The following is a 13,157-nucleotide window of genomic DNA, read 5'->3' on the forward strand; positions in this document are numbered from 1 at the left end:
ACTCGGGGCCTCGGCTCCGGCTCGCCGGCTCTTTGAACCATTCGGTCCCTGACTTTCGCGTTTCGAACCGCCACCGCGAAACCGCGTTCTTGGACTTACTTTTGACTAACTTTTGGACGCGAGCGCCTTGGCTTCGACGCTCGACTTCCGCGCGCGTGCGTTTAGTCTCGCCGCCGTGACACCGGCCGTCTTCACCATTCCGCTGCATCGCGCCTTCGCCGATGCGCTCGCGGCCGGGCTGATCGCGCGCTACGGCAGGGAGAAGACCGGCCTCGCGCGCGGGCTGCTGCTGTTGCCGAACAGCCGGGCGGTGCGCGCGGTGCAGGACGCCTTCGTGCGGCGGGCGGGCGGCGGGCTGCTGCTGCCGAGACTGGTGCCGGTCGGCGATCCGGAGCTGGACGAGCGGATCGGCGGTGCGTTGGAGCCGCTCGACGGCGCCGAACCGATCCCGCCCGCCATCGACCCCACCCAGCGGCTGATGCTGCTCGCCCGGCTGGTTCAGCGCCACCATGCGCCCGACGCCGCCGAGGCGCTGCGCCTCGCCGGCGATCTCGCCCGCACGCTCGATCAGCTTATCGTCGAGGAGGTCGATCCGCAGCGTCTGCGCCGCTTCGGCGAGGAGAGCGCCGAGCTGTCCGAACATTGGCAGGTCTCGCTCGACCGGCTTGGCGCGATCCTCGACGATTGGCCGCGCCTCCTCGCGGCGCGCGGCCGGATCGATCTGGCCGAGCGGCGCAACCGGCTGATCGACGCGCTCGCCCGGCGCTGGCGCGATGCGCCGCCCGCCGGCTTCGTCTGCGCCGCCGGGATCACCGCCGGAGCGCGGCCGGTCGGGCGCCTGCTGCGCACCGTGTCGCGGCTGCCCGAGGGGATGGTGGTGCTCCCCGGCCTCGATCTCGCCATGCCGGACGCGGAATGGGACGCGCTCGGCCCGCACGATCCGGACCCGGAGACCGGTCATCGTCCGCGGTCGATCGAGACCCATCCGCAATTCCACTTGAAGCTGCTGCTCGACCGGATGGATATCGGGCGCGCCGAGGTGGCGTCCTGGCGCTGGGGCGGCGGGCGCGATGCGCCGGCGGCGCGCAGCCGCGCCGTCGCCAATGCGATGGCGCCGCCCGCCTTCACCGAGAAATGGCAGGAGCTGCGCCCCGCCGATCGCCGCCTGACCGGCGTGCGCGGTCTGGAGCTGGCCGATCCGGCCGAGGAGGCGCAGGCGATCGCGCTGGCGCTGCGCGAGGCGCTGGAGGCGCCCGGCCGCACCGCCGCTCTGGTGACGCCGGACCGGGCGCTCGCCGCGCGCGTCGCCGCCCATCTGAAACGCTGGGGCATCGAAGCGGACGACAGCGCCGGCCGCCCGCTTTCGCAGACGCCGCCCGGCACGCTGCTGCTCGCGCTCGCCAATGCCGCCGCCGAGCGCTTCGCGCCGGTGCCGCTGCTGGCGCTGCTCAAGCATCCCCTGATCAAGGCGGGGGAGGAACGGCTGGCCTGGCTCGATGGCGCCCGCAAGGTCGATCTCGCTTTGCGCGGCCCGCGCCCCGCCGCCGGGTTGGGCGGGCTGGACTTGCATCTGAAAGGCGAGGCGATCCGCTGGTGGGGCGAACAGGCGGTGCCATTGCTGCGCCCGCTCGAAGCCGCCTTTGCGGGGGAGACGAGCCTGACCGCCTTGCTCGCCGCGATCCGCGAGACGGCGCAGGCGTTAGGCGGCGACGGGGTCTGGTCCGGTCCGGCGGGACGTGCGGCCGCCGATCTGCTGGCGGCGCTGGAGGATGCGGCGGGCGAGGGACCGGAGGCGGTCACGTCCGCCGCCTTGCCGGCGATGCTGGAGGGGCTGCTCGCCGCGCAGGCGGTGCGTCCGCCCTACGGCGCCCATCCGCGCCTGTTCATCTGGGGCCTGATCGAGGCGCGCCTCCAGCAGGCCGACCTGACGATCCTGGCCGGGCTCAACGAGGGCGTCTGGCCGGCCTTGCCCGCGCCCGATCCCTGGCTTGCGCCCCGGCTGCGCGCCGAGCTCGGCCTACCGTCGCTGGAGCATCGCATCGGCCTTGCCGCCCACGATTTCGCCGCCGGGCTGGGCGCGCCGCGCGTGCTCGTCACCCGCGCCCGGCGCGATGCCCGCGCGCCCGCCATCGCCTCGCGCTTCTGGCTGCGGCTGGAAGCGATGACCGGCGGCATCACCCGCGCGCCGGAGCTGGCCCGCTGGGCGCGGGCGCTCGACAAGCCTGCCGAGTACAAGCCGGCCCGGCGGCCGGCGCCTGCACCGGACGATCGGCCCCTCGAAATCTCCGTCACCGAAGTCGATCGCCTGAAGGCCGATCCCTTCGCTTTCTACGCCCGCCGCATCCTCGGCTTGTGCGCGCTCGACGAGGTCGATGCCGACCCCACTGCCGCCTGGCGCGGCACCGCGGTCCACAAGATCCTCGAGGAGTGGATGCGCGACGACGATTGCGATCCGGCGGCATTGCGGGGGCGGGCCGAAGCCTTCCTCGCCGGCGCAGAGGCGCATCCGCTGATGCGGGCACTGTGGCAGCCCCGGCTGATGGAGGCGATCGACTTCATCGCCGCCGAGGTCGCCGCCAATCGCGCCGTCGGACGCACCCCGCTCGGCGCCGAGGTCCGGGGTGCCGTCGACATTGCCGGCGTGCGCCTGCGCGGCACGGCCGACCGGATCGACCGGCTGACCGATGGCCGCCTCGCCATCGTCGATTACAAGACCGGCCAGCCGCCGTCGAACAAGGCGGTGGCGGAGGGCTATTCGCTCCAGCTCGGCTTGATCGGCCTGATCGCCGAGCGCGGCGGCTTCGACGGGATCGAGGGCGCGGCGGCGGTGTTCGAATATTGGAGCCTGGCGCGCAAGGCCGGCCGGATCGGTTTCGTCGCCAGCCCGACGGGCGCGCGCGCGGGCCTCGACGCGGACGGCTTCACCGCGCTCGCCGCGGACAATTTCACCAAGGCCGCCGGCATGTGGCTGACCGGTAGCGAGCCCTTCACCGCCAAGCTCCACCCCGAGCATGCGCCTTATGAGGAATATGATCAGTTGATGCGGTTGGACGAATGGTATGGCCGCGAGGAAGAAGGGTGAGGACGCTCAGCGCAGGGCCGTCCAGATGCCGTAGCCGCTGGTGATGACGAGCACGATCGCGACCATGAAAAGCAGCGGCCGCGCCGGCACTTTCTTGGCGACATAGCCGCCGAGCGGGGCGGCGAGCATGCCGCCGATCAGCAGACCGACCATCGCCATGGTGAAGGCTTCCCAGCCCAATGCGACGAAGAAGGTCGCCGAGATGGTGGCGGAGATGAAGAATTCGGCGGTGTTGACGGTGCCGATCACCTTACGGGGATGCGCGCCCTGGGCGAGCAGGTTGGAGGTCACGACCGGCCCCCAGCCGCCGCCGCCCGCCGCGTCGAGGAAGCCGCCCGCAAGCCCGAGCGGCTCGACGATGCGCGGCTTCTTCTCGCGGTGGGCGTGGCGCAAAGCGCGCCACAGCAGATAGAACCCGACCCCGGCGAGATAGGCCAGCACGAACGGCCGCGCCTGTTCGGCCGGCACGCTGGCGAGCACATAGGCGCCCAATATGCCGCCGATCACGCCGGGAATGACGATCCGGCGGAACAGACGCCAGTTCACATTCTTGTGCAGCGTGTGGCTGATGCCGGAAGCGCCGGTGGTGAAGACCTCGACGGCATGGACGCTCGCCGAGGCTGCCGCTGGCGGCACGCCGAGGCTGATCAGCAAAGTCGAGGAGATCACGCCGAAGGCCATGCCGAGCGCGCCATCGACGAGCTGCGCAGCGAATCCGACCAGGACGAAAGGCAGGACGCCGGCCAGGGTGGCGGCGGAAAGATCTAACACATAGGGCTCCCGGTCGAACGACGGCTTGGCGCGACTCCGACATAATGCGTCGGGCAGAAGGTGCAAAATCCCCGCCCGATTGCACGCTTTCACCGCAGCCAGCACGAAATCTTAGGAAAACGTAAACCTTTCCCACCGGAAAATAACGCGCCCGCGCGGATTGTTCCGACTCATCGCGGGCTTGTCGGGAGTGCGCGCCCTGTTGGATACGGTCTATTCGTTGTCCGGAGACGTGCCGCTCGTGGAAGTGTCCACGGACGGAGTGGATGAATCCGTCCTCCAGCCGGGCGCGGTCGTCATCGGCAGCATTCGCCAGGTCTGCCTGATCCGCAAGATCAGCGCGGGCGGCGCGGTGCTGCATGTCGATACGCCGGTCGAGGAAGGCCGCCGGATGGAGCTGGAGCTGGACACCGGCGAGCATCTTGACGGCACGGTGCTGTGGTGCCGCGGTCTCGAGCTTGGCCTGCGTTTCGACGCGCCGATCGATATCCTGCCGATCCTCGCCCGCGCTTTGGTCAGCCAGCCCGGGGAGCGGCGGCGGATGCCGCGCGTCGAGATCGCCTGTCCGGCTCTGCTGGAAGGCGACGAACGCACCGAGCTGGTCACCACCCGCGACATCGCGCAGGGCGGCGCCAAGATCGACACTCCCCATCCGCTGGCCATCGACGAGAAGGTAACGTTGACGCCGGAAGGGCTGCGCCCGCTCGCTGGAACAGTGCGGTGGGTCAATGGTTGCACGGCTGGCATCGTCTTCCATCCGGAGCTGGCCTGGCAGGAAATGATTCCGTGGCTGCGCGCGCGCCGCCATGTGCCGCCCGCGGATTTTCATGCGCCGCCGCCAGAGCCTTCGGCCGAACCCAATGCTGCGCTGCCCCGGTCCGAAGAAAGCCTGCAGATCAACCTGCCGGCGCGCGTGCGTGAGGGCACGCGGCGCTGGGCGATCGACGTGACCACGCTGACCTCACGGACGGTCGAATTCGATTCGTTCGTGCCGCTGCGGCACGGCACCTTGCTGTGGATCGTGCTGCCCGGCCTGGAAGGCTGGCCCGCCCGCATCGTCGGGATCGACGGCTATCGCTTCACCTGCGAGTTCACCCAGCCGCTTCATCCGGCGGTCCTCGAGCGCATCCTGGCGGTCGCGTCCATGGAAACGCGCGCGCGCGCCTGACATGGCGCCTCGCGCTGGCCTTGTTTTCCTCATTCTCGCCAGCCTGATCGCGTCGGCCTGCCAGACACCGGTTCCGGCACCGCCCGACGCGGTCGCCGCGCCGCCGGAGGCTGACAATTGGCGGCGGGAGATTCGACCTGCGGATGCGGAACTGCTGGACCGGCTCTCAGATGCCTGGCGCGACGGGCTTGGCGAAGCGCGTGAACGGGGCTTCGGCCGTCAGATCGACGCGGAAGGCGCATTGCTCGTGGCCGGTGGCGGTTTGCCGCGCGCGGCGCTGCCGCCGGGCAGCTATCGCTGCCGATTGATTCGCCTTGGCGCGGGGGTGCGCCGCGCGGCCTTTACCGCCTATCCCGCCTATTTCTGCCATGTCGGGGCCGAGGATGCGCTGCTCGCCTTCACCAAGCAGACGGGATCGGAACGTCCCGCCGGCTATATCTGGGCGGACGGCGACATGCGCGGCGTCTTTCTGGGCGCGCTGGTTCAGGGCACCGAGACCGAGGTGCGCGCCTATGGCCAGGACACGGCGCGGGATCTTGTCGGCGTCGTCGAACGGGTGGGACCGTTCCGCTACCGCCTCATCATGCCCTGGCCGCGCAACGGTGCAAAGGCCGACGTGCTCGAGCTGGTGCCGGTCGTGGCGGACACGCCCTAATTCTTGCCGCCCCTGTCACCCTTGCGGGCGCGATTGGCGTAGAGCAAAGCCGCGACCAGCGCCGCCGAGCCGACACCGATCGCCGCTCCGGTGACGATCTGGCGTGTGCGCTTCGTGCCCGCCGCCTTATCGGCCCGAGCCTTGGCGGCGGCCGCCTCCTCCAGGATGCTCGGAGTTTCGTCTTCTGGCTCGGTGGAATCGCTCGACATCGTTCCTCGCTTCACTGGATCATCGAACCCGAACTCTAGCCCGGTCGATGCGCAAAAGGGAAGCGGGTGCCGGCGAAACATCGCCCAGCAAGGCCGAGCCGTGCTGGCAGAGACGGTCTAGCGGTTCGCGCGTCCGCGTCCGCAGCGCGCCGGGTCCGCCCAGCTGCCACCGTCGCTGTCGGTGATGCCGCCGCAATTGCTGCCCCTGCGTCCCCGGCCGTTGCCGGCGGGATCGGCATTGCCGCCACTGTCGCCGTCGGTGAGCCCGGTCCGGTGCCGGCCGCCGCCTCGACCATTGCCGACAGGGTCGGCATAGCGCCCGGTGTCGTTGTCGGTGACGCCGGAGCCGCGGCGTCCGCGCCCATTGCCGACGGGGTCGGCATAACGGCCGGTGTCGTTGTCGGTGACACCGGAGCCGCGCCGCCCGCGCCCACGTCCGACCGGGTCGGCATAGCGTCCGGTGTCGTTGTCGGTGACGCCGGAGCCGCGCCGCCCGCGCCCACGCCCGATCGGGTCGGCATAGGCGCCCACGTCATTGTCGGTCACCTGGAGCGCATGGGCGGGTTCGCCCAATATGGTCATCGCGGCGCTTCCGGCGATCGCGCCGCCGGCGACCTGACCGAGAAACGAACGCCGGCTGAGCTTGCGCGTCGGTTTCATGGTGACTCCCCCTTCACCTGTCCGGCGCGCTGCTTCGAAACGGGCAGCCATGCGAGCTCGAAGACGGCCGGAGGAAGCGAGACTAGATCAAGCACAAGGGCTGTCAAGCAGCGCAATGCGCGCATGAATGGGCTAAGGCTGTCTCATCATGGCCGACACCGGATTCGCCTTGTTCGATACGCCGCTGGGCGCGTGCGGCATTGCATGGGCCCCGGACGGGTTGATCGGCACATTGCTGTCCGAGCGGGACCCGGCCGCGACCCGCGCGCGGCTGTCGCGATGCTTCGAGGGACTGGCCGAAGCGGAGCCCACCGACGCGGTCAGGGCCGCCATGCGCGACATCGCCGCGCATCTCGGCGGCGCGCGCGTCGATTATGTCGACGTCACGCTCGATTTCGGTCGGGTCGGCGCGTGGGAAGCGGCAGTCTATCGCGCGGCGCGCGCCATTCCGTTCGGCGAAACGCGCACCTATGGCGCGCTTGCCGCGGTGCTCGACGAGCCAGGTGCGGCGCAGGCGGTAGGGCAGGCGCTGGGGCGCAATCCGTGGCCGATCATCGTGCCATGTCATCGCATCATCGCTGCCGACGGGCGCACCGGCGGCTTTTCCGCGCCGGGTGGGGCAGCGACCAAGCTCAGGCTGTTGGAGATAGAAGGCGCACTGGCGGCTGACCGGTTGCCGCTCTTTGCGCCGCGCGACTAATCGGGCTGGCTGCCCCGTGGAAGGGTGAAGCGGAAGATGGCCCCGCCTTCGTCGCGCGTCGCCCCGGCCAGCGTGCCGCCATGCGCTTCCACGATCGTCCGGCTGATCGACAGGCCGACGCCCATCCCGTCTTCCTTGCCGCTGCAGAACGGTGTGAACAGCCTGTCTTCCATCTTAATGCTCAGGCCCGGCCCGGTGTCCTCCACCGCGACCTCAACATTGCCGCCGGATGGTGCGGTCGAGATCACGATGCGTCGCTCATCGACATGCCCCATGGCTTCGATCGCATTCTTGATGAGGTTGATCAGCACCTGCTGGATCTGCACCGCGTCGGCCTTGACCCATTTCGCGTAGCGATCGAGGCGAAACTGGATTTCGACGCCCTCGCGTTGGGCGTGGGGCAGAACCAGCACGGAAACGTCGGCGATGATCGACTGGATATCGTGCGAGGCGGTTTCGGCGCGCCCTTTGGCGACGAAATCGCGCGCCGCGTCAGCACGTCGGTCGCGCGCTGGTTGGAGCGTGCCGCGGCGTCGATCGCCTGGCGCGCCTCTCGCGTCTCTGCCGCAGGAAGCGCGGTGATCAAGCGGCGGGCGCTGGCGAGATAATTGGACACGACGGCGAGCGGCTGGCTGAGTTCGTGCGCGAGTGTCGCCGCCATCGCACCCATCGCGCTAAGCCGGGAGGCATGGATGAGCTCGCTTTCGGTGCGCCGCAATTCCTCCTCGGTCGCCTTACGGCCGCTGACGTCGCGATAGAAGATGGCGAGCCTGTCGCGGCTCGGAAAGGCGCGCATCTCGAGCCATGCCGTCCGGCCGTCCGGCCAGGCGTAGCGATGCTCGAACGACACCGGTTTCTGGTCGAGCATAGCCTGGCGCCAAAGCTCGCCGAGCGTACTGTTGGCGAGATCGGGCCAGGATTCCCAGATCGTCGTTCCGATGATCTGGGATGCGGGACGCCCCTCGATCCGTTCGCCCTCGGCATTCATTGCGAGAACACGGAAATCGCCGTCGACCAACACGAAACCTTCGCTGATCAGCTGAAGCATTTCGTGCGCTTGATCGTTCGGCATCCGGCTCACCCTCGCGGCAAAACTGATCTAGATTACAGTCTCTGCGTCCATGCAAATCTTTCTCTGGTTCACAAAAAAGATTAATTAAAAATTTAATTTATTAATTTCAGTGTCTTGTGTGTTGACATTAATGCGTGGTTCGGAGTTCCTCGTCATCAGGGCCGTGCGCATCGCGCTTCATGCGACAATAAGCTCGCGCCGGGCAAAAGTCATGTACGGCGATTGTGCTTCGGAACGAAGTGATGCGACAAGGCGGGATGGCCCGACGCCTCGCTCCGTTCGTGCCGCTGGGCGGCGATCAGCTGCGCGCTTCACATCCGCGCGACCATGCCGCGCTGTCCGCTTCGGCGGGCACCGGCAAGACGCATGTGCTGACCGCGCGGGTGCTGCGGTTGCTGCTCGCCGGAGCCGATCCCGACTCGATTCTGTGCCTCACCTTCACCAAGGCAGGCGCCGCCGAGATGGCCGAGCGCATCCATGCCCGGCTGGCATATTGGGTGCGCCTCGACGACGCGAGGCTGCGTAAGGAACTGTATGCGCTCAGCGAGCCGAACGATCCGGAAATGCTGGCCCGCGCCCGCACCCTGTTCGCCCGTGTGCTCGATGCGACTGGCGGGGGTCTGCGCATCCAGACCATCCATGCCTTCGCGCAGAGTCTGCTGGGTGCCTTTCCCGCCGAGGCGGGCCTCACGCCCGGCTTCCGCCCGCTGGAGGGCCGGGAGGAGCAATTGCTCGCCCGCTCGACGCTTGCCGATCTGCTGGTCCGCGCCGAAAAGGGGAGCGATCTTGGTTTGATCGCCGACCTGCAGGCCCTGAGTCTCCGGATGGGAGAGGGCGGGGCGGAGGGATTCGTAAAGGCATGTGCCCGCGCGCCCGAGGCGATGGAAACGCTCGGCCCGCGAGAAGGAATCGAGGCGCGGCTGCGCCATGTCTTCGATCTGCCGTTGGGCGACATCGAGGAAGCGATCGCCGCCGGCTGTGCCGACGACGCGTTCGACATGGCGCTGGTCGGCGCGATCGGCGCGGCCAATCGCGGCTGGGCAACGGCGACCGGCCTGGCCGCTTGCGACGCCATTGCCGCCTGGCGCGCGCGCGATGCCTCGGGCCGAGCCGAGACGCTGGACGAACTGGCGCTGGTGGTGCTGACCAAGGCGGGAGAGCCCCGCAAGGCAAGTTCGGGGCTCCTCAAGGCCGAGCCGGACTATGAGGCGCTCGCCGCACGGCTCGCCGATAACTGCGCGCTGCTGCTGTCGCTGCGCATGCGCGGCGCGATGGTGGCCGTGCTGGCGGCGGGGCTGCGCGCCGGGCAGGCCTTCGCCGTCGCTTACGCCGACGCCAAGCGCGCGGCGGGCGCCGTGGATTTCGACGATCTGATCCGCATCGCCCAGGCCTTGCTGGATATGCCCGGCATGGGCGAATGGGTGCGCTACAAGCTCGACCAGCGCACCGATCATATCCTGGTCGACGAGGCGCAGGACACCAATGCGCGGCAATGGGCGATCGTCGAGGCTTTGGTCGCCGAATTCTTCGCCGGGGAGGGCGCGCGCGGGCGGCTGCGCACGCTCTTCACGGTCGGCGATTTCAAGCAGGCGATCTTCGGCTTCCAGGGCACCAATCCGCGCGAGTTCGAGCGCGCGCGGGCCTATTTCCAGGCCAAGGCGCGGCTGATCCGCGACGCGGCGGAGGAGGCCGGGCTGCCCGAACGGGAGCTGCCGCCGGATTTCCTCGACTTGTCGATGGACATGAGCTTCCGCTCCTCGCCCGAAATCCTGCGCGTGACCGATCGGGTGATCGCCGATCTCGGCCATGAGGCGTTCGGCCTCGTCAAGCGGCCCAATCCCCATGAAAGCCGCCATCGCGACCGGCCCGGATCGGTGACCTTGTGGGCGCCCTATACCGTCGAGGGCGATGAGGAGCTGGGCGAGGAGGGCTGGGTGGCGGAGGCGACCCGCGCTTATGCCGGCAAGCTCGCCCGGCAGGTGAAGGCCTGGCTCGACGCGCCCTTCCACCTCGAGAGCCGGAAGCGGCCGCTCCGTGCGGAGGACATATTGATCCTGGTGCGCCGGCGCGGCGATCTCGCCGCTTTGCTGGTCGCGCGGCTCCATGCGGAGGGCGTGCCGGTGGCGGGCGTCGACCGGCTGCTGCTCTCGGCCCCGCTGGCGGTGCGCGATCTGCTTGCCGCCGCGCGCTTCGCCGTCCAGCCGCTCGACGATCTCAATCTCGCCGCTCTGCTCGTCTCGCCGCTGATCGGCTGGAGCCAAGACGAGCTGCACGCCGTCGCCGCCGGGCGGGAGGGGGAGGCCTTGTGGCCGCGCCTGCGCCGGCATGAAGCGGCGTCGCCGGATACGCTCGCGGCGCTGCACGCCATGCTGGCGATGGTCGATTTCGCCAGCCCGCACGGCTTCTTCGAGGCCCTGCTGTCCGGCCCGCTCGGCGGGCGGCGCAAATTGCTCGAACGGCTCGGCGCGGAAGCGCGCGACCCGATCGAGGAATTGCTGTCGGCGGCGCTGGAATTCGAAGGGAAGGGGGCCTCGCTCCAGGCCTTTCTCGACTGGTTCGCGCGCGGCGATGTCGAGATCGTGCGCGATCCTTCGGGGCCGCAGGGCGCGGTCCGGGTGATGACCGTGCATGGCTCGAAGGGGCTGCAATCGCCGGTGCTGATCCTCGCCGACGCTTGCGCCGATCCGGATCGCAAGGGCGCGGGCGCCGGTCTCGCCGCGCTGGCGCTGGAAGAGGGCGGGCCCGCCATCCCGGTCTTTCGCCCGCGCAAGGAGGAGCTGGCCGAGCCGCTCGCTTCGCAGGTCGCCGCGCAGGGCGCGCGCGAGCGGGAGGAGCATTGGCGGCTGCTCTATGTCGCGCTGACCCGCGCCGAAGAGCGGCTCTATGTCGGCGGGGCCTTGACGCTGCGCGACCGCGACGGCGCGCCGCGGGAAAGTTGGCACCGGGTGGTGGAAAACGCGCTGACGGGGCTTGGCGAGGATTGGACGGAATCGGCGCGCTGGGGCCGGGAAATGACGCTCGGTTCCGTGCCCGCGCCGCGTGGCGCCACCTTGCCACCACGCGCCGCCGATGCGGCGTTGCCGGATTGGGCACGCCGTCCGGCGCGGGTCGAAGCGCGCCCGCCGCGCCCGCTCGCGCCCTCGGCGATCGGGGCGGACGATGCCGCCGATCCGCCGCCAGGACCGGAACTGCGCGCCACCGCCGAGCGCGGACGGCTGCTCCACCGCCTGTTCGAGCGGTTGCCCGGGGTCGCGCCCGAAGATCGTCGCGCGCGTGCCGATGCCTGGCTGGCCGGCGCGACGGGAATCGCCGATCCCGCTGTCCGCGCCGCCCTGATCGACGATGCCTGCCGGGTGATCGAAGACCCCGCTTTCGCCGATCTCTTCTCACCCGAGGCGTTGGCCGAGGCGCCGGTCGCGGCGGTCATCGCGGACGGTATCGTCGTCGCCGGCACCGCCGACCGGCTGCGCATCACCGACGAGGAAGTGCTGGTCGCCGATTTCAAGACCGGGCGCCGTGCACCGATCCGCATCGCGGACATTCCTCCGGCGCATCTCCGGCAAATGGCCGCCTATCGTGCTGCGCTGCGCGTTGTCTTTCCCGATCGTCCGGTCCGCACGGCCCTGCTCTACACGAGCGGTCCGAAGCTCCACGGGTTGGACGACGCGTTGCTCGACGCTCATGCGCCCCAGGGCGGTTGAGCCGGCGCGTGCGGCACCCTACATCCGGTACGAACTCTGTCAGGAGACACGCATCATGGCCACCAAGACCGTCACCGATTCCTCCTTCCAGAACGATGTGCTGGGTGCCGACGGGCCCGTTCTGGTCGATTTCTGGGCGGAATGGTGCGGCCCGTGCCGGATGATCGCCCCCGCGCTTGAGGAATTGAGCGAGGAGCTGGGCGAGAAGGTCACGATCGCCAAGCTCAACATCGACGAGAATCCGGATGCGCCAGCCAAATATGGCGTGCGCGGTATTCCCACGATGATCCTGTTCAAGAATGGGGAGCCGGCCGCGACCAAGGTCGGCGCGGAGCCCAAGAGCCGCATCCAGGGCTGGCTGGAAGCCGCGCTCTAGCCGAACGGGCCGGGGGAGCGTTGTCGTGATCCGCTTGCTCATCACGCTGGCCGCGATCACGCCCGCGTCGGCGTCCACGGCGACGGAGGTGCCGGTGCAAATGGTGGAAAGCCGCCCCGAAGTGAGGGCACCGCGGCTGCTTTCGATTCCGTCACCCGACAGATTCTATCCGCACTCGGCAATTGCGGCCAGGCTGGAGGGGCTGACGATATTGCGGTGCCGTCTACCGGTCGATGGTATATTGGCCGACTGCGTCGTGCATCGAAGCTCCGGCGTTGAATCGCTCGACGCGGCGGCCTTGTGGCTGACGAATTACGCACGTTATTCGCCGATGATCGAGAGCGGCGTCGAGCGCGAAACCGTGGTGAACTTGCCGATCCGCTGGAAGCTGGCGGAATAACCGGAAGGGCTTCACGACCTTTTGAGCCGCTTTGGCATGGACGTTCGCGCGTCGCGACACTATGTCGCACGCCGATGGAGCTTCTGCTTGCCCTTCTGTCGCTGCTGACCGTGGCCACCGGCGCCCGCGCGCCGGAGGCGAGCGCGCATGCGGCCGCGGCGCAGGTCGATACGCTCCGCGCGCTCGCGCCGCGCCCGGCCGGCGTCGCGCTGCCCGCGCCGCGCCCGGCGACGCCGGCCGAAGCGCCGCGCGCGCCGGATCAGCCCGCGCCGGCCTTGGTGCTGAAGCCCGCCGTTCCGATTTATGCGGACCGCCTGATCGAATGAGGCCCGGCCGCCTTGGCGCGGCCATTTTTCCCTTAGC

General features: G+C 69.4%; 13 protein-coding genes. 8 read left to right on the top strand and 5 right to left on the bottom strand.

Annotated features, from left to right (window positions below; all coding sequences use genetic code 11):
* Positions 1-175: 175 nt before the first annotated feature.
* Positions 176-3,082 (top strand): double-strand break repair protein AddB, encoded by a 2,907-nt coding sequence (gene addB, locus KF780_08470; GenBank protein ID MBX3561834.1) that lies wholly within the window; start codon positions 176-178, stop codon positions 3,080-3,082.
* A 6-nt stretch (positions 3,083-3,088) separates the two neighbouring features.
* Here the strand turns inward: addB and KF780_08475 are convergent, their stop codons facing one another.
* Positions 3,089-3,853 carry a sulfite exporter TauE/SafE family protein gene (locus KF780_08475; GenBank protein ID MBX3561835.1) on the bottom strand — a complete coding sequence of 255 codons (765 nt, stop codon included), beginning with the start codon at positions 3,851-3,853 and terminating at the stop codon, positions 3,089-3,091.
* Between the two features lie 190 nt (positions 3,854-4,043).
* On the opposite strand from KF780_08475, the gene KF780_08480 reads away from it, so the two are divergent.
* Positions 4,044-5,021 (top strand): PilZ domain-containing protein, encoded by a 978-nt coding sequence (locus KF780_08480; protein MBX3561836.1) that lies wholly within the window; start codon positions 4,044-4,046, stop codon positions 5,019-5,021.
* 1 nt (position 5,022) lies between these two features.
* Entirely contained in the window at positions 5,023-5,676 is a 654-nt protein-coding gene (locus KF780_08485) for a DUF4893 domain-containing protein (protein ID MBX3561837.1), read from the top strand.
* Here KF780_08485 and KF780_08490 read toward each other — a convergent pair.
* Positions 5,673-5,885 carry a hypothetical protein gene (locus KF780_08490; protein MBX3561838.1) on the bottom strand — a complete coding sequence of 71 codons (213 nt, stop codon included), beginning with the start codon at positions 5,883-5,885 and terminating at the stop codon, positions 5,673-5,675. The genes KF780_08485 and KF780_08490 overlap by 4 nt on opposite strands.
* A gap of 117 nt (positions 5,886-6,002) precedes the next feature.
* The gene (locus KF780_08495) at positions 6,003-6,545 is read right to left on the bottom strand and encodes a twin-arginine translocation signal domain-containing protein (protein ID MBX3561839.1); all 543 of its coding nucleotides are present in this window, start codon (positions 6,543-6,545) and stop codon (positions 6,003-6,005) included.
* A 148-nt stretch (positions 6,546-6,693) separates the two neighbouring features.
* Here KF780_08495 and KF780_08500 point away from each other — a divergent pair, with 148 nt between their 5' ends.
* On the top strand, positions 6,694-7,245 hold the full coding sequence (locus tag KF780_08500) for a methylated-DNA--[protein]-cysteine S-methyltransferase (protein MBX3561840.1): 552 nt from the start codon (positions 6,694-6,696) through the stop codon (positions 7,243-7,245).
* Here KF780_08500 and KF780_08505 read toward each other — a convergent pair.
* Both KF780_08505 and KF780_08510 read right to left on the bottom strand, forming a co-directional pair.
* Complete coding sequence (locus KF780_08505; protein MBX3561841.1) at positions 7,242-7,571, bottom strand: GHKL domain-containing protein; 330 nt, start codon at positions 7,569-7,571, stop codon at positions 7,242-7,244. The genes KF780_08500 and KF780_08505 overlap by 4 nt on opposite strands.
* Positions 7,550-8,293 (bottom strand): PAS domain-containing protein, encoded by a 744-nt coding sequence (locus KF780_08510; GenBank protein MBX3561842.1) that lies wholly within the window; start codon positions 8,291-8,293, stop codon positions 7,550-7,552. The genes KF780_08505 and KF780_08510 overlap by 22 nt, the downstream gene beginning before the upstream one ends.
* A gap of 281 nt (positions 8,294-8,574) precedes the next feature.
* Here KF780_08510 and addA point away from each other — a divergent pair, with 281 nt between their 5' ends.
* The 4 genes from addA (at position 8,575) to KF780_08530 (ending at position 13,120) form a co-directional block, all read left to right on the top strand.
* Positions 8,575-12,018, top strand: coding sequence for a double-strand break repair helicase AddA (gene addA / locus KF780_08515; protein ID MBX3561843.1), 3,444 nt, complete (start codon positions 8,575-8,577; stop codon positions 12,016-12,018).
* A gap of 55 nt (positions 12,019-12,073) precedes the next feature.
* Entirely contained in the window at positions 12,074-12,394 is a 321-nt protein-coding gene (gene trxA, locus KF780_08520; GenBank protein ID MBX3561844.1) for a thioredoxin TrxA, read from the top strand.
* Between the two features lie 25 nt (positions 12,395-12,419).
* Positions 12,420-12,794, top strand: coding sequence for an energy transducer TonB (locus tag KF780_08525; GenBank protein MBX3561845.1), 375 nt, complete (start codon positions 12,420-12,422; stop codon positions 12,792-12,794).
* A 74-nt stretch (positions 12,795-12,868) separates the two neighbouring features.
* Positions 12,869-13,120, top strand: coding sequence for a hypothetical protein (locus KF780_08530; protein ID MBX3561846.1), 252 nt, complete (start codon positions 12,869-12,871; stop codon positions 13,118-13,120).
* Positions 13,121-13,157: the final 37 nt, after the last annotated feature.

This window comes from Sphingomonas sp. (genome assembly GCA_019635535.1).
Lineage (GTDB): Bacteria > Pseudomonadota > Alphaproteobacteria > Sphingomonadales > Sphingomonadaceae > Allosphingosinicella.